The organism is Rhodovulum iodosum (assembly GCF_041020385.1).
Taxonomy (GTDB): Bacteria; Pseudomonadota; Alphaproteobacteria; order Rhodobacterales; family Rhodobacteraceae; genus Rhodovulum; species Rhodovulum iodosum.
The window spans coordinates 333,262-348,841 of sequence record NZ_JBEHHI010000001.1 but is presented as its reverse complement, the minus strand read 5'-3'; the positions used below and the strand labels follow the sequence as shown (position 1 = coordinate 348,841).

Below are 15,580 nucleotides of genomic sequence, written 5' to 3'. Positions count from 1 at the left end.
TTCGCCGCCTTCACGGGCGGCGGGCCCGCGCCGACCGTCGCATAGGCGATCTTGGTGTCGCCGCGCACCCGGCAGAACCCGATGCGCTGCTCGCGCAGATGCGCGCGCAGTTCAGCCGCGCCGATGGCCCGTGCCGGTCGGCTGTCGTCCTCGTCCTTCGGGGGTCTGGTCCGTGCCGGGGCCGCCCTGTTGCAGGACGCGCGCTCATTGCGCCGCGGCGCCCGAAACGGCCCGGCTCAGCCCCGCGTGCCGTCGCCAAGCGCCCGCCAGCCGATGTCGCGCCGGTAAAACCCGCCGGGCCAGTCGATCCGTTCGATCATTCCGTAGGCGCGGTCGCGCGCCTCGGCCAGCGTCGCGCCGCGGGCGGTGACGTTCAGCACCCGCCCGCCCGACGCCACCACGCGCCCATCCGCGCGCGCGGTCCCGGCATGGAACACCATATGCGCGCTGTCCTCGGGCAGGGCGTTCAGCCCGGCAATGGCCGAGCCCTTTTCGTAAGCGCCAGGATAGCCCTGCGCGGCCATCACAACGGTCATCGCGTGGTCGTCGGCCCAGTTCACCCGCGCCTCGCCCAGCCGGCCCTCGGCGCAGGCCAGCATCAGGTCCAGCGCCTGCCCGCCCAGCCGCATCATCAGCACCTGCGCCTCGGGGTCGCCGAAGCGGACGTTGTATTCCACCAGCCGCGGCTGGCCCGCCTCGATCATAAGCCCGGCATAGAGCACACCGCGATAGGGGGTGCCCCGGCGGGCCATCTCGGCGACGGTGGGTTTGACGATCTCTTCCAGCGCGCGGGTGCAGACCGCGTCGGTCATCACGGGGGCGGGCGAATAGGCGCCCATGCCGCCGGTATTCGGGCCGGTATCGCCCTCGCCCACGCGCTTGTGATCCTGCGCCGTGCCGATGGGCAGCACGTTCTCGCCATCGGACAGCACGAAGAACGAGGCTTCTTCGCCGGTCATGAATTCCTCGATGACCACCGCCGCGCCGGCGCCGCCGAAAACCCCCGCGAACATGTCGTCGACCGCGGCCTCGGCGTCTTGCACGGTCTCGGCCACGATCACGCCCTTGCCCGCGGCCAGACCGTCGGCCTTGACCACGATGGGCGCGCCCTGGGCGCGGATATGGTCCTTGGCCGGTCCTGCCTCGGTGAACCGCGCATAGCGGGCCGTGGGCGCGCCGCAGGCGGTGCAGACCTCCTTGGTGAAGCTTTTCGAGGCCTCCAGTTCGGCCGCTGCATGGAAGGGGCCGAAGCACAGGATGCCGGCCTCGTCCAGCCGGTCGGCCACGCCCGCGGCGAGCGGCGCCTCGGGGCCGATCACCACGAAATCGATGGCGTTCTCCTCGGCGAAGGTGGCGACCGCGCCGCCGTCCTCGGTATCGAGCGTGGCGCAATCGGCGATCTCGGCGATGCCGGCATTGCCCGGCGCCACGATCAGGCGGTCGCATTTCGGGTTTTGCAGGATCGCCCAGGCCAGCGCATGTTCGCGCCCGCCGCCGCCGAGAATGAGGATGTTCATCTGCGTTCCACCGCTTGGCCTCAGGTCCCGGGCGTTCTAGGCTCGCCACTGCCCCGTGACAAGCAAGAGCCCATGTCCGACCTGATCGAAGACGACGCCCCCGGAGGCAATTCGCCGGAATTCACCGTCTCGGAAATCTCGGGCGCGGTGAAGCGTGTCATCGAGGGCGAGTTCACCCATGTCCGCGTGCGCGGCGAGGTGGGCCGGGTCAGCCGGCCGCGTTCCGGCCATGTCTATCTCGACCTCAAGGACGAGCGTAACGTCCTGGCCGGCGTCATCTGGAAGGGCGTGGCCCAGCGCCTGTCGACCCAGCCCGAAGAGGGGATGGAGGTCGTCGCCACCGGGCGGCTGACCACCTTCGGCGGGCAGTCGCGCTATCAGATGGTGATCGAGGATATCGCGCCGGCGGGGCTGGGCGCGCTGATGGCGATGCTGGAAAAGCGCAAGGCGGCGCTGGCCGCCGAGGGTCTGTTCGCCGCGGAGCGCAAGAAAGCCTTGCCGTACCTTCCGCAGGTGATCGGGGTCGTGACCTCGCCTTCGGGCGCTGTGATCCGCGATATCCTGCACCGCCTGCGCGACCGGTTTCCCCGCAAGGTGCTGATCTGGCCGGTCGCGGTGCAGGGCGCGGCCTGCGCGCCCGAGGTGGCCCGCGCGATCGAGGGGTTCAACCGGCTGGCGCCGGGGGGCGCGCTGCCCCGGCCCGAGCTGATCATCGTCGCCCGCGGCGGTGGCAGCCTGGAAGATCTCTGGGGGTTCAACGAGGAAGTCGTGGTGCGCGCCGCGGCGGCCTCGGCCATCCCGCTGATCTCGGCGGTGGGGCACGAGACCGACACAACGCTGATCGACCATGCCGCCGACAGGCGCGCGCCCACCCCAACGGCAGCGGCGGAACTGGCGGTGCCGGTGCGCATGGAGCTGTTGGCCTGGGCCGACGCGCAGGGCGCGCGGTTGACCGGCGCGCTGAGCCGGGCGCTGGGCCAAAGCCGGCAGCGGCTGGCCGATCTGTCCCGCGCCTTGCCGCGGCCGGAGACGCTGGTGGCCCAGGCGCGCCAGCGGCTGGATTATTGGGACGAGCGCCTGCCAGGCGCGCTCAGGGCCAGCCTTCAGGCGCGGCGGCTGGCGCTGTCGGAGGCCGCCGCCGCGCTGCGCCCCGTGGTGCTGACCCGCCGGCTGGGCGAGGCGCGGCGCGGGCTCGACGGCTGGGCGGCGCGGCTGGCCCCTGCCGCGGCGCGGCTGAGACGCGACCGGGCCGAGGCGCTGCGCCGGGCCGCGGCGGGGCTGCGCCCGGCGACGCTGGCGCGCGAGACCGCGCGCAAGCGCGATGCCTGCAACGCGCTGTCGGCGCGCTTCGCCGCGGTGGCCGAAGGCCAGCTCGCGCGCTGGCAGGACCGGCTCGCCGCGCTGGAGCGGATGCGCCAGACGCTGGGCTATACCGAGACCCTGCGCCGGGGCTACGCGGTGGTGCGCGCGGGCGACGAGGTGGTCACGACACGGGCCGAGGCCGAGCGCGCCGGGCCGCTGGAGATCGAGTTTCAGGACGGGCGGTTCAGCCCCGGCGGCGGGGCCCCGAAAAAGCGGCCCTCGCCGAAGAAACCGCCCGAGCAGGGCAGCCTGTTCTGAGCCCCTCGGGACGCGGCGGCTGTACCGGGGCGCCATTGGGTATTTTCGCCAAGAAGAAGCGAGCGGTCGCGCGTCAGACGCCCACGTCGGGGCCGCTGCAGATCAGCGGCTCGCGGCTTTGGCGGACCTCGATGAGTTCGCGGTCGGCGGGGTCGTTTTCGTAGCGCGCGGTCAGGCCCAGGGGCGCGCGGTAAAAGCTCCAGCACTGGGGTGCCTGGGGCTCGTGGTCGTAACGAAAGCAGATCTGGCCGCCCGATTCGTACCACACGCCCTCGGCGCATTCTCCGTCGAGGAACGTCCAGACCACGCGGCGGCCGGGCAGGTATTGCTCGGCGCCGTAGGGGATGCCCTCGGCATTGTAGAAAAGCGTCTTGCCGGTGGCGTAGCGGTCGAACTCGTCGCCGGTCATCGCCTCCTGGCCGAGGGCGGGCGCGGCGAAGAGCAGGGCGAGGCTGAGGCTGGCGGCAAGGGTCTGCATGGGCGGGGTCCCGGGTCTGGTTGAGGGATCAGTTTGACAGAGCCCCGGCGCCGGTGCCAGAGGCGGGCCCGGCTTTCGGCAGCCATTGGCGCGCGCGGGCGTCCATCACCCGCCGCCAGGCCCGGGGGACCAGCGCGAGCGTGGCCATGGCGGGCAGGCTGAGGGGCAGGGTGGGGGCCTGGCCCTCGGGCTGTAGCCTGAGCGCGGGAAAGCGGCGCGCGGGGTGGGCGTGGTGGTCGGAATGGCGCGGGGCGTTGAGCATCATGTAGCTGGTGAACCAGTGCGGCGAATCCCAGGAATGGCGCGCGCCGAGGGGTTCGTACCGGCCGTCGGGACGCATGGCGCGCCGCAGCCCGTAATGCTGGACGTAATCGGCCAGAAGGAGTTGCGCCTGGGCGTGGGCGGCGAGCCCCAGATAGGCGGCCAGCCCGCCCGCGCCGAAGACCAGCGCCACGGCGATCAGGCAGGCCAGCCCGCCCAGGACATAGGCCAGGTAGGGATGGCGCCATCGGGGCGGCGGGGGGCTCTTGCAGGCCATCGCCCGCGTTTCCGCGGCAAGGCCTGCGCGGAACGAGCCGGCCCAGGCGCGCGGCGCGAAACGGTAATAGCTCATCCCCAGGGGGGCCGAGTTCGGATCCCTGGGGGTGGCGGCGTGGACGTGGTGCACTTGGCGGTGGGCCGATGTGTGATGGCCGAAGAGGAGCGAGATATAGACCCATTTGCCCAAGGCGAAGAGGCGTTTGTCGGTGCAGTGGATCAGCTCATGCGCATTGGGGATACTGATCTGGCCGAGGAAGAGACCGAAGCCGAGGAAGGCCGCGACCCGCTCGGCCGTGCCGAGGCCGCTGGACCCGCCGACGGCCCAGATGCCCAGGGGCAGCGCCGCGAAATGCGCCAGCGCGAGCGCGGCCGACAAGCGGTCGGCGGCGGGAAACCCGGTGCCCTCGGGGGCGTGGGGCGCGGCGACGTGGATCAGCTGGTCCAGCGTGAAGGTGACGAGGGTGAGATAGAGCAGCGCGGCCGCGGTCCAGACCCCGCCGAGCGCCGTGCCGAGCGCCAGCAGCGGCAGCGGCACAAGCGTGGCCATGGCGAATGGGATGACGGGGCGGAACATCGGCGGCCTCTGTCTGCGGCGGCGCGCGGCATGGCGCGCGCCGCGGTGCGGGCGCAGGATGGCGTGAAACGGCGCGGGCTTCCAGCCCCTTCCATATCGCCGGATTTGCGCATAGGTCAGGGCAGGATGCCCCGGAGGTGACATGGCATTTTTCTCGAAGCTCAGGCAAAGATTGAAACGCTCCTCGTCGAAGATCGAGGAGGGGCTGGAGGCGATCGTCGAGGACGGCGGGACCGAGGACGAGGTCGAGACGCCCGAACCGGAGGCGCAGCCGCAGCCTGAGGCCGCTGCCGAGCCGTTGGTCCTGTCGCGTGAACATGCCGTCGCGCCTGACCCTGCGCCCGCGCCACACACTGCCCCGGAACCGGACCCCGCGCCCGCGCCGGAACCGGACCCCGCGCCCGCGCCTGCGTCCGAGCCCGAGCCGCAGCCTGCGCCCGAGCCGTTGCCCGTGCCGCCGGCCCCCGCGCCCCTGCCCGAGCCGGAACCCGAACCGGTGCCAACCTCCGACGAGCCCGCGCCGGATCCCGAGCCCGTAGAGGTGCCTCCGGCGCCCGAGCCGGAGCCGCAGCCCGAGCCGGAACCCGAACCGGTGCCAACCCCCGACGAGCCCGCGCCGGAACCCGAGCCCGTAGAGGTGCCTCCGGCGCCCGAGCCGGAGCCAGAGCCCGAGCCGGAACCCGAACCGGTGCCGTCCCCCGAAGAGCCCGCGCCGGAACCCGAACCCGAAGAGGTGCCTCCGGCACCCGGGCCGGAGCCGCAGCCCGAGCCGGAACCCGAGCCCGACCCGCGGCCGGAACCAGAGCCGGTGGGTGTGCCGCCGGCGCCCGAGCCCGCGCCGACCCCGCCACCGGCCGAGGTGCCCGTCACGCCCGAGCCGATCGGCACGCCCGGGCCCCTCGAAATCCCGCCGTCGGAGGCCGAACCGGCCAGCCGGCCGGGCTTTTTCGGGCGGATGCTTGGCCGCGGCGAGAAGAAGGTCGTGGTCCGGCGCGAGCTGGACGACGACATGCTGGAAAGCCTCGAAGAGCTGCTGATTACTGCCGATATGGGCGTGGATACGGCGCTGCGCGTCACCGCAAACATGGCCGAGGGCCGGTTCGGCAAACGGCTGTCGGTGGACGAGATCAAGGGGCTGTTGTCGCACGAGATCACCCAGATCATGGAGCCCGTGGCGCGCCCCATGCCGCTTTACCCGAAAAAGCCGCAGGTGGTGCTGGTGGTGGGTGTCAACGGGTCGGGCAAGACCACGACCATCGGCAAGCTGGCCTCGCAGTTTCACGCCGCAGGCAAGTCGGTGATCATCGCCGCGGGCGACACGTTCCGCGCAGCCGCCGTCGAGCAGTTGCAGGTTTGGGGCGATCGCGCCGGGGTGCCGGTGATGACCGCGCCGCAGGGCGCCGACCCCGCGAGCCTGGCCTATGACGCGATGGCGCGCGCCGAGGCCGAGGGCACAGACCTTTTGATGATCGACACTGCCGGACGGCTGCAAAACCGGCAGGACCTTATGGAAGAGCTGGCCAAGATCGTCCGCGTGATCCGCAAGCGCGACGAGACGGCGCCGCATAACACGCTTTTGGTGCTGGACGCCACGACCGGGCAGAACGCGCTGTCACAGGTGGAGATATTCCAAAAGCTTGCCGATGTGACCGGGTTGGTGATGACCAAGCTCGATGGCACCGCCAAGGGCGGCGTTCTGGTGGCGCTGGCCGACAAGTTCGGCCTGCCGATCCACGCCATCGGCGTGGGCGAGCAGATCGACGACCTCGCCCCGTTCGAGCCCAAGGATTTCGCCGATGCGCTGGCGGGCGTGGAGGCGTGAGGGCGGCTGACTATTCCAACAGGCGCAGGAGCGCGAGCACGACGAGCGCGATGGCGGTGGCCAGCGCGGCTAGGGCAAGGCTGCCCGCCCCGCAGGCCAACCCGATCGCCCCGGCCAGCCACATGCCGGCACCGGTGGTCAGCCCCCTGACACCGCCCCGCCCGGTGATGATCGTGCCCGCGGCGAGGAAGGCGACACCGGCGGTCACCGCCTCGACCAGCCGCAGCGGATCGACCCGGAGCGCGGGGTTGTCGCCCTCAGTGGACTGCATCAGTTCGAAGGCCAGCAGCGTGAAGAGGCAGGCGGCCAGCGCGATCAGCATGTGGGTGCGCAGCCCGGCGGGTTTGTCCCGCGCCTCGCGCTCCCACCCGATAAGCCCGCCGAGGATCACCGCGGCGGACAGGCGCAGGCCGACGACGGCAAGCGGCAGCCCGCCGAACGGGTCGTCGAATTCCGAAAGGATGACGTCCAGCATCGCGCACCCCTCTTTCAGCGGTAGCGTCGTGACGGGCCGTTGTCGAGAGGGCCGCGCCGGATGAGTGAGTGGATCACCGGCATCGAGGGCACCGAGGCGGGCCATCGCCTGGCCCTCATACTCGCGCTTTCGGCGGCCTTCCTTCACGCGGTTTTCGGGGCGTTGCAGAAGGGGCGGCACGACCCCTGGCTCAGCCGCGGCGCGATCGATTTCTGCTACGGCATCATGGCCGCGCCGGTGGCGCTGTTCGTCGTGCCCTGGCCCGAGCCGCATATGTGGCCGATCTTCGGCTGGGTGTTCGTGATCCACCTCGGCTACAAGCTGGCGCAGGGCTATACCTACTCCAAGGGGGCCTACACGGTGGTCTACCCGGTGGTGCGCGGCACCGGGCCGCTCTTTGCCGTGATCGGGGCCTATTTCGTCTTCGGCGAGGTGTTCGGGCCGGTGCAATGGCTGGGCGTGGCGGTGCTGCTTGCCGGTATCTTCGGGCTGGCGGTCTACAACCTGATCCATTGGCAGATCGACCGCGAAACGTTGAAACCGGCGCTGGCGCTGGCGGTGCTGACGGGGGCCTTCGTCGCGCTTTACACCACCTACGACGCCTACGGTATCCGCGCCACGGCCGATCCCTTCACCTTCCTGGCCTGGTTTTTCTTCATCGACGGGCTGACGGTGATGCCGTGGGTCGCGGCGCTGCGCTGGGCGCGGCTGCCCGGCCGGCCGGCGCCGGGCCCGCTGATGCTGCGCGGGCTGACCGGCGCGGTGGTGGCCTATTTCAGCTTCGGCACGATCATGCTGGCGACGCGGCTCGACAAGGTGGGCGAGGCGGCCGTGCTGCGCGAGACCTCGACGGTCTTCGCGGCGCTGATCGGCTGGGTTCTGCTGGGCGAGAAGGTGGGGCCGCGCCGGCTGGGCCTGATGGCATTGATCGCGGGCGGCGCCGTGATAGTTGAGATGGGCGGATAAAGGGGGCTGTCGCATGGCCGAGAAGAAACCGATCAACCCGATCCTGAAATCGGCGCTCGAGCTGGGGCCGGTGGCGGCGTTCTTCGTCGCCTACCTCATGCTGCGCGAGCGGACCTTCGTGATCGGGGGAATGGAATACGAAGGCTTCATCCTGGTCACCGCGGGCTTCATCCCGCTGATCCTGGTCACCACCGGGGTGCTCTGGGCACTTTCGGGACATGTCTCGAAAATGCAGATCGCCACCGCCGTGCTGGTCGTGGTGTTCGGCGGGCTGACGGTCTGGCTGAACGATGACCGGTTCTTCAAGATGAAGCCCACGATCATCTATACGCTGTTCGCGGGCATCCTGGGGGTGGGGCTCTTGCGCGGGCAGTCTTACCTGCAGTTCGTGATGGAAGGGATGATGCCGCTGAAGCGCGAGGGCTGGATGGTCCTGACGCGGCGGCTGGCCGCCTTCTTCGCAGGGCTCGCCGTGTTGAACGAGGTGATCTGGCGCACGATGTCGACCGACATGTGGGTGAATTTCAAGACCTTCGGGCTGACCATCGCGATCTTCGTCTTTTTCATGACCCAAGGCGGGCTGTTCCAGAAATACAGCACCGACGAGAACAAGGACGGCTGAGCCTGTCCCAAGGATCTTGAACCAAGATCCTTGGCACCCGTCTTGCGTCAAGACCTTTGCGCGCCGCGCGGCTCAGGCCTGCTTGAACAGCGCCGCCTGCGCCGCGCGGTCCTTGCTGAAATCGCCGCGTTTCTCGGAATGAAGCGCGCGGCCCCGCTGCACGCCCGGCCGCGCGGCCATCTCTTCCAGCCAGCGCGCCATGTTGGGCTTGTCGTCCATGCTCTGCTCCTGACCCTTCCAGAGCGAGGCCCAGGGCCAGACCGCCATGTCGGCGATCGAATAGAAATCGCCCGCCACGTAGCGGTTGGCCGCCAACTGGCCGTCGAGCACCCGGTAAAGCCGCCCGGTTTCGGCCCGGTAGCGGTTCTTGGCGTAGGGCAGGTCGTGGGGCGGGTCCATCGCGGGGGCGTATTTCAGAAAGTGATGCGCCTGGCCGGCCATCGGGCCGACGCCGGCCATCTGCCACATCAGCCATTCTTCGACGGCGATCCGCTCGCGCTCGGTCCGCCCTTGAAAGAGGCCGGTCTTGCGGGACAGATACATCAGGATCGCGCCGGATTCGAAGATCGAAATCGGCGCGCCGCCCGGCCCGTCCGGGTCGATGATGGCCGGCATCCGGCCGTTGGGGTTGATCTTCTGATACGCGGGGTCGTACTGGTCGCCCGCGCCGATATCGACCAGCCGCACGGTGTAGGGCAGCCCCATTTCCTCCAGTGCTATGGCGATCTTCCAGCCGTTCGGCGTCGGCCAGTAGTAAAGCTCGATCTCGTTTGACATGCTGATCCCCTTTTTTGCGGGCTCAGGATGCGGCGTTTCCGAAAAACGGCAAGGGGCGCACGGGTCGCGGCGGTGCAAGAAGCCGTGACCAGCGCCGGCTCTTGGCCTCGGGCAGGGCCGCGCGCAGCATCTCGAAGGGCAGGGCGCCGCGAATGAGCGCGGCGTAGAGGTCGAACATGCCCGGGCGGATATAGGGGCTCCAGTGACAGACCCGGCGCGCCGGCTGCGCGATGTCGAAACCCAGGCGGCGCAGTGCGGCCAGCGTTTCGGCATGGTCGATCTGGATGTCCACCCAGCCCGGGCGCGACCCGGCCAACCCGTGGCCAAGGGTATGGTCGCGCGGGCGCTGCGGGGCCACCAGGCTTTCCAGCAGGAAATCGTAGAGGTCGTTCTCTCGGCTGGTGACGTTCAGGACCTGCGCCGCGCGGGCGGCGGGGGTGTCGAGCGCCGCCTCGGCGCGGCTGGCGAATTCGGCGGGCGTCATCAGGACGATACGCCCGAGCGCCCCCTCGGCCAGGTGCGGCATGGCCGACAGCGCCACGCGCGCGCCCAGCGAATGGGCCAGGATATGCACGGGCCGGCCGGGGCGGCGGGCGCGGATCTCGTCCACCAGTGCGGCCAGCGCGCGGCCCGCGCGCGCGGCCTCGCCATAGGCCTGCCAGATCGTGCCGCGCGCTTCCCACCCGAAGGCCAGGCACAGCCCCTCGCCGCTGGGCGCGCCGGAAAAACCCAGCGCGCGGGGCCAGGACACGGCCTTCCAGCAGTCGCGCTCGGGGGTGAGCGACAGGATGTGGCTGTGCGGGCTGTGGTCGGGGTCGCTGGGCGAGAACCTGTAGCCATGCAGCAGCACCACCGCCGGGGCGTGGTCGGGCAGGCCGGCCAACGCGGCGTCCAGCGCGCCGGCCAGCGTCGTCGCCGCGGCTGCGGGCGAGACGGTCGTTCCGGCGGCATTCACCTGCAGAAGGGGCATTGGGCTGCTTCCAGCGGATTCCACTAGATGTTGTGGAAGCGAATAGGGGGTGCATACGACAGATGCGTGAAACCCGTGTTACAGGTGCGTGACGCGGCTTGACGGCCACAGGGCGCCGCGGCTATTGCTGCCGCCATCGTGGCGATTTGTTCACCGGATTGCGGGCCACGTTAAACATGCCGCTAAAGAGGTCAGGGCGATGAAACCCCCGGCGTCTGGTGGACGGGCGGGGGTTTTTCTTTGCGCGAAACCAGGGGGCGCATGGCATGAGCGAGAACTGGAAGAGCCGGACCCGGATGGTCCATGCCGGCACCCGCCGCAGCGGCTATGGCGAGATGTCCGAGGCGCTTTTCCTCACTCAAGGCTTTGCCTACGAAAGCGCCGAGGCGGCCGAGGCGCGATTTGTCGAAGCCGGCGAGGACGAGTTCGTCTATGCCCGCTACGGCAACCCGACAGTGGCGATGTTCGAAGACCGGCTTGCCGCGCTCGAGGGCACCGAGGCGGGATTTGCCACCGCCTCGGGCATGGCGGCGGTCAACGGGGCGCTGATGGCGTTTCTCAAGGCGGGCGACCGCGTGGTCGCGGCCCGCGCCCTTTTCGGCTCGTGCCTCTACATTCTCGAAGACGTGCTGCCGCGGTTCGGCGTCGAGGTCGTCTTCGTCGATGGCACCGACCTGTCTCAGTGGGAACGGGCCGTCACCGCCGGGACGCGGGCGGTGTTCTACGAGACCGTCTCGAACCCGACGCTCGAGGTGATCGACACCGCCGCCGTCGCCCGCATCGCCCATGCCGCGGGCGCGCTGGTGATCGTCGACAACGTCTTTGCGACACCGGTTTACTCGCAGGCGGTCGCGCAGGGGGCCGATCTGGTGGTCTACTCGGCCACCAAGCATATCGACGGGCAGGGGCGATGTCTGGGCGGGGCGATCCTTGGCCCGCGCGAGGCGATCCGCGGCCCGGTCGAGACCTACATGAAGCATACCGGCGGCGCCATGAGCCCATTCAATGCCTGGGTCATGCTGAAAGGGCTGGAGACGATCGATCTGCGCGTGAGGGCGCAGGCCGCCTCGGCGCAGGCTATTTCCGAGGGGCTCGACGGGGACGCGCGGCTCGCGCGGGTGATCTATCCCGGCCTGCCGGCGCACCCCCAGCACGGGCTCATGCCGGAGGGCGGCACGATGGTGGCGATCGACGTGGCGGCCGGCAAGGATGCCGCTTTCCGCCTGCTCGACGCGCTGCGCATCTGGACGATTTCCAACAATCTGGGCGACGCGAAAAGCATAGCCACGCATCCCGCGACGACCACCCACCAGCGCCTGACGCCCGAACGGCGCGCAGCGCTGGGGATCACCGACGGGCTGATCCGGCTGAGCGTCGGGTTAGAGGATTCCGGCGACCTTCTGGACGACCTGACCCGCGCGTTGGAAATGATCTGACGGCGCGCCGCCGCGCGAGCGCAAGGCGAAAAAGTTGGACAAGTCCCGCCGCGCCCCCATTTATTACTCCGGTGAAAGCACGCGGAGGGGAAACCCGATGAACATCCATAACCGGGATATCGAACGTCAGCCGACCCGCGAGGAGGCCGAGCGCGCCCTGTCGCTGCTGCGCAACTGGGCCGGCAGCGTGACACCAGCCGAACTGGCGACGCTCGACCCTGCGGTGGCGCGCCTGCTGCCCGGGCAGGAGGTGTCGAACTATCCAGCGCTCAGCCGCACCTACCCGCATGATTTCGAGGCTGACGCGGCCTACAAGGCGTCGATGCCCGACCTGCAGAACGGCCCGGCCAGCCTGATCCGCGGCGCCAGGCGGGCAATCCAGCATGTGGGCATTTCCAACTTTCGCCTGCCGATCCGCTTCCATACCCGCGACAACGGCGATTTGACGCTGGAAACCTCGGTTACCGGCACGGTCAGCCTGGAGGCCGAGAAGAAGGGCATCAACATGTCGCGCATCATGCGCAGCTTCTATGCCCATGCCGAACGGACCTTCAGCTTCGAGGTGGTCGAGGCGGCGCTGGAAAGCTACAAGTCCGATCTCGAAAGCTTCGACGCGCGGATCATGATGCGGTTTTCCTTCCCGATGAAGATGCGCGCGCTGCGCTCGGGGCTGGACGGATTCCAGTACTACGATTTCGCGCTGGAGCTGGTCGAACAGGCCGGCGTGGCCAAGAAGATCATGCATCTCGACTATGTCTACTCCTCGACCTGCCCCTGCTCGCTGGAACTGTCGGAACACGCCCGGCAGGTGCGCGGCCAACTGGCCACGCCGCATTCGCAGCGCTCGGTCGCACGCATTTCCGTGGTGCAAGAGCCGGGCGCCGGCTGCCTGTGGTTCGAGGATCTGATCGACATCTGCCGCGCGGCGGTGCCGACCGAGACCCAGGTGATGGTCAAGCGCGAGGACGAACAGGCCTTTGCCGAGCTCAACGCCGCCAATCCGATCTTCGTGGAAGACGCCGCGCGGCTGTTTTCCGAGGGGCTGCAGCGCGACCCGCGGATCGGCGATTACCGCGTGATCGCCAGCCACCAGGAAAGCCTGCACAGCCACGACGCGGTCAGCGTGTTGACCGAAGGCGAGACGTTTGCGGCCGATAGCCTCGACCCCAAGCTTTTCTCGACGCTGGTCCACCCCGGCTGAGGCCGCTTGACAGCCCCGCTCGGCCCGGCCAAGCCTTGCGCCCATGTTCGACCTGCGCCCCGTGGGATATGTCATCGGCCTTTTGGTCGCCGTGTTGGGCGCGACGATGTTGCTGCCCATGGCGCTCGATATCTATCAGGGCAATGGCCATTGGGACGTCTTCTTCCAGTCCGCGGTGATCTCGACGCTTTCGGGCGGGCTGATCGCGCTGGCCTGCGCCAACGGGGTCGAGGACCGGCTGTCGATCCAGCAAACCTTCGTGCTGACCACGGGCGTCTGGCTGGCGCTGCCGGTCTTCGCCGCGCTGCCCTTCGTGCTCGGCGCGACCGAGGCGCGCTATGTCGATGCCTTCTTCGAGGCGATGTCGGGGCTGACAACCACCGGGGCGACGGTGTTTTCGGGGCTCGACAGCCTGCCGCAGGGGCTTTTGCTGTGGCGCTCGATGCTGCAATGGTTCGGCGGGGTCGGCATCATCGTCGTGGCGATGGTGTTCCTGCCCGAGCTGCGCGTGGGCGGGATGCAGATCTTCCGGTCCGAGGCGTTCGACACCGGCGGCAAGGTGCTGCCAAGGGCTGTCGAAATCGCCTCGCATATCTCGTGGATCTACCTCGTCCTCACGGTGATCTGCGCGCTTAGCTACAACGCGGTGGGCTTGCCGCCATTCGATGCTTTGAACCATGCGCTGACGACGATCGCCACGGGGGGCTTTTCGACCCATGACGCGTCTTTCGGGCTCTACCAGGGCGTGCCGGAATATGTCGCCGCGGTGTTCATGATTCTGGCGAGCCTGCCTTTCGTGCGCTACGTGCAGCTTCTGGCCGGACAGGCGCGCCCGATGCTGCGCGACAGTCAGGTCCATATCTACCTTGCCACCATTGCCGTCTTCGTGCTGGTGATCGCCGCGTTCCGGGTGATCGCCAATGGCGACCAATACGAGCGCGCCTTCCGCGAGGGCATCTTCAACGTGACCTCGATCATCTCGGGCACCGGCTATTCCAGCGTCGATTACCAGCTATGGGGCAATTTCCCGGTGGTGCTGTTCTTCTTCATCGGGCTGATCGGCGGCTGCGCCGGCTCGACCTCCTGCTCGATCAAGATCTTTCGGTACCAGCTGCTGTTCTCTGCGATCCTTGTGCAGATCAAGAAGATCTACGCCCCCCACGGGTTTTTCCAGCCGCGCTACCAGGGCCGGCCGGTGGATGACGAGGTGCTGTCCTCGGTGATGTCCTTCTTCGTCTATTTCGTGGTGACGCTGGGCACGATCACCGTGCTTTTGGGCGCGACCGGGCTCGATGCCACAACGGCGCTGTCGGGGGCGGCGGCGACGCTGGCCAATATCGGCCCGGGGCTGGGCGACCAGATCGGCCCGTCGGGCAATTTCGCCGGGCTGAACGACACCGCGAAATGGATCATGAGCGCGGCGATGCTGATCGGCCGGCTGGAGCTGATGGCCGTCTACGTGATGCTCACGCTGCAGTTCTGGCGGGTGTGACGGCGCGACCGCGGGACGCTGGGGCGCGGCCGGGGCGGCGGCCCCGCCCGGCCGTCAGCAGATGCGCGGCAACTGCTCGCCCACCAGCATATCCACGATGCGGCTGCCGCCAAAGGCCGTGCGCATGCGCACCTGGCCGGGATGCGTGTCGAGTGCGCGGCCGATGATCGCCGCGCCGCTGCCCTCGGGGCGCGCGCGCATGGCGGCAAGCGCCGCCTCGGCCTGATCCTCGGGAACGAACACGACAAGCGTGCCCTCGTTGGCCAGGTAAAGCGGGTCGAGGCCGAGGATCTCGCACATGCCCGTGACCTCGGTGCGCAGCGGCAGCGCGGTTTCGTCGATCTCGATGCCCAGCCCGGCGGCCTCGGCCATCTCGTTCAAAGCCGAGGCCAGCCCGCCGCGTGTCGCGTCGCGGGCCGCGCGAGTATCCGGCGCAGCGGCGATTACCGCCTCCATCAGGTGGCCCAGCCCCTGGCAATCCGACCGCAGGTCGGTCGAGAGTGCCAGATCGCCCCGCGCGGCGAGGATTGTTGCCCCGTGATCGCCCAGCACGCCGTTGACGATCGCCACGTCGCCGGGCCGGATATGGACCGCCCCGATATTGCGGCCGGGCGGGATCACGCCCACGCCCGTCGTGGTGACGAACAGACCGTCGGCCGCGCCCCGTCCCACCACCTTGGTATCGCCGGTGACGATGCGCACGCCGGCCAGGCGTGCCTCTTGGTCCATCGAGGCGACGACCCGGCGCAGCAGCGCGACCTCGGTGCCTTCCTCGATGATGAAGGCCGCCGACAGCCACAGCGGCCGCGCGCCGCCGACGGCAAGGTCGTTGACCGTGCCGCAGACCGCCAGCTTGCCGATATCGCCGCCGGGAAACTCCAGCGGCGTGACGACGAAACTGTCCGTGGTCATGGCCAGCCGCGCGCCGGGCTCGGCCAGCGCGGCATCGTGCAGCCGCGCCTGGTCCTCCATTGCGTCGGGGCGGAAGGTACAGGTAAAGACCTCGTCGATCAGATCGCGCATCGCGCGGCCGCCGCCGCCATGGGACAGCGTCACGCGGGTGTCGCGCAGGCGGGCGGGGCGGGTCATG

General features: G+C 69.3%; 14 protein-coding genes and 1 riboswitch. Of the genes, 7 read left to right on the top strand and 7 right to left on the bottom strand.

The window, feature by feature from the left end:
• Positions 1–236: 236 nt before the first annotated feature.
• Positions 237–1,517 carry a phosphoribosylamine--glycine ligase gene (gene purD, locus Ga0609869_RS01675; RefSeq protein ID WP_125403479.1) on the bottom strand — a complete coding sequence of 427 codons (1,281 nt, stop codon included), beginning with the start codon at positions 1,515–1,517 and terminating at the stop codon, positions 237–239.
• A gap of 72 nt (positions 1,518–1,589) precedes the next feature.
• Here purD and xseA point away from each other — a divergent pair, with 72 nt between their 5' ends.
• The gene (gene xseA / locus Ga0609869_RS01670) at positions 1,590–3,137 is read left to right on the top strand and encodes an exodeoxyribonuclease VII large subunit (RefSeq protein WP_369022827.1); all 1,548 of its coding nucleotides are present in this window, start codon (positions 1,590–1,592) and stop codon (positions 3,135–3,137) included.
• A 73-nt stretch (positions 3,138–3,210) separates the two neighbouring features.
• Here the strand turns inward: xseA and Ga0609869_RS01665 are convergent, their stop codons facing one another.
• Positions 3,211–3,615 (bottom strand): hypothetical protein, encoded by a 405-nt coding sequence (locus Ga0609869_RS01665; RefSeq protein WP_125404460.1) that lies wholly within the window; start codon positions 3,613–3,615, stop codon positions 3,211–3,213.
• 28 nt (positions 3,616–3,643) lie between these two features.
• Positions 3,644–4,729, bottom strand: coding sequence for an alkane 1-monooxygenase (locus tag Ga0609869_RS01660; RefSeq protein WP_125404458.1), 1,086 nt, complete (start codon positions 4,727–4,729; stop codon positions 3,644–3,646).
• 142 nt (positions 4,730–4,871) lie between these two features.
• On the opposite strand from Ga0609869_RS01660, the gene ftsY reads away from it, so the two are divergent.
• The gene (ftsY, locus tag Ga0609869_RS01655) at positions 4,872–6,551 is read left to right on the top strand and encodes a signal recognition particle-docking protein FtsY (RefSeq protein WP_125404457.1); all 1,680 of its coding nucleotides are present in this window, start codon (positions 4,872–4,874) and stop codon (positions 6,549–6,551) included.
• A gap of 10 nt (positions 6,552–6,561) precedes the next feature.
• On the opposite strand, the gene Ga0609869_RS01650 is transcribed toward ftsY, so the two are convergent.
• Positions 6,562–7,026, bottom strand: coding sequence for an MgtC/SapB family protein (locus tag Ga0609869_RS01650; protein WP_125404455.1), 465 nt, complete (start codon positions 7,024–7,026; stop codon positions 6,562–6,564).
• 60 nt (positions 7,027–7,086) lie between these two features.
• Between Ga0609869_RS01650 and Ga0609869_RS01645 the strand changes: the two genes are divergently transcribed.
• Together Ga0609869_RS01645 and Ga0609869_RS01640 are read left to right on the top strand one after the other, a co-directional pair.
• Positions 7,087–7,992, top strand: a complete 906-nt coding sequence (locus Ga0609869_RS01645; protein WP_125404453.1) for an EamA family transporter — start codon at positions 7,087–7,089, stop codon at positions 7,990–7,992.
• 13 nt (positions 7,993–8,005) lie between these two features.
• Positions 8,006–8,614, top strand: coding sequence for an inner membrane-spanning protein YciB (locus Ga0609869_RS01640; protein ID WP_125404451.1), 609 nt, complete (start codon positions 8,006–8,008; stop codon positions 8,612–8,614).
• A 72-nt stretch (positions 8,615–8,686) separates the two neighbouring features.
• On the opposite strand, the gene Ga0609869_RS01635 is transcribed toward Ga0609869_RS01640, so the two are convergent.
• Together Ga0609869_RS01635 and Ga0609869_RS01630 are read right to left on the bottom strand one after the other, a co-directional pair.
• On the bottom strand, positions 8,687–9,391 hold the full coding sequence (locus Ga0609869_RS01635; protein ID WP_125404449.1) for a glutathione S-transferase N-terminal domain-containing protein: 705 nt from the start codon (positions 9,389–9,391) through the stop codon (positions 8,687–8,689).
• 22 nt (positions 9,392–9,413) lie between these two features.
• On the bottom strand, positions 9,414–10,361 hold the full coding sequence (locus Ga0609869_RS01630; protein WP_125404447.1) for an alpha/beta hydrolase: 948 nt from the start codon (positions 10,359–10,361) through the stop codon (positions 9,414–9,416).
• A gap of 128 nt (positions 10,362–10,489) precedes the next feature.
• A riboswitch (SAM riboswitch) is annotated at positions 10,490–10,568 on the top strand.
• A 59-nt stretch (positions 10,569–10,627) separates the two neighbouring features.
• Between Ga0609869_RS01630 and metZ the strand changes: the two genes are divergently transcribed.
• The 3 genes from metZ (at position 10,628) to Ga0609869_RS01615 (ending at position 14,490) form a co-directional block, all read left to right on the top strand.
• The gene (gene metZ / locus Ga0609869_RS01625; RefSeq protein ID WP_125404445.1) at positions 10,628–11,797 is read left to right on the top strand and encodes an O-succinylhomoserine sulfhydrylase; all 1,170 of its coding nucleotides are present in this window, start codon (positions 10,628–10,630) and stop codon (positions 11,795–11,797) included.
• A gap of 97 nt (positions 11,798–11,894) precedes the next feature.
• On the top strand, positions 11,895–12,998 hold the full coding sequence (gene folE2 / locus Ga0609869_RS01620; protein ID WP_125404443.1) for a GTP cyclohydrolase FolE2: 1,104 nt from the start codon (positions 11,895–11,897) through the stop codon (positions 12,996–12,998).
• A 43-nt stretch (positions 12,999–13,041) separates the two neighbouring features.
• The gene (locus Ga0609869_RS01615; protein ID WP_125404441.1) at positions 13,042–14,490 is read left to right on the top strand and encodes a TrkH family potassium uptake protein; all 1,449 of its coding nucleotides are present in this window, start codon (positions 13,042–13,044) and stop codon (positions 14,488–14,490) included.
• Positions 14,491–14,544: 54 nt separating this feature from the next.
• Here Ga0609869_RS01615 and hypE read toward each other — a convergent pair whose 3' ends face one another.
• Positions 14,545–15,579, bottom strand: a complete 1,035-nt coding sequence (gene hypE, locus Ga0609869_RS01610; RefSeq protein ID WP_125404439.1) for a hydrogenase expression/formation protein HypE — start codon at positions 15,577–15,579, stop codon at positions 14,545–14,547.
• Between the last annotated feature and the right edge of the window lies 1 nt (position 15,580).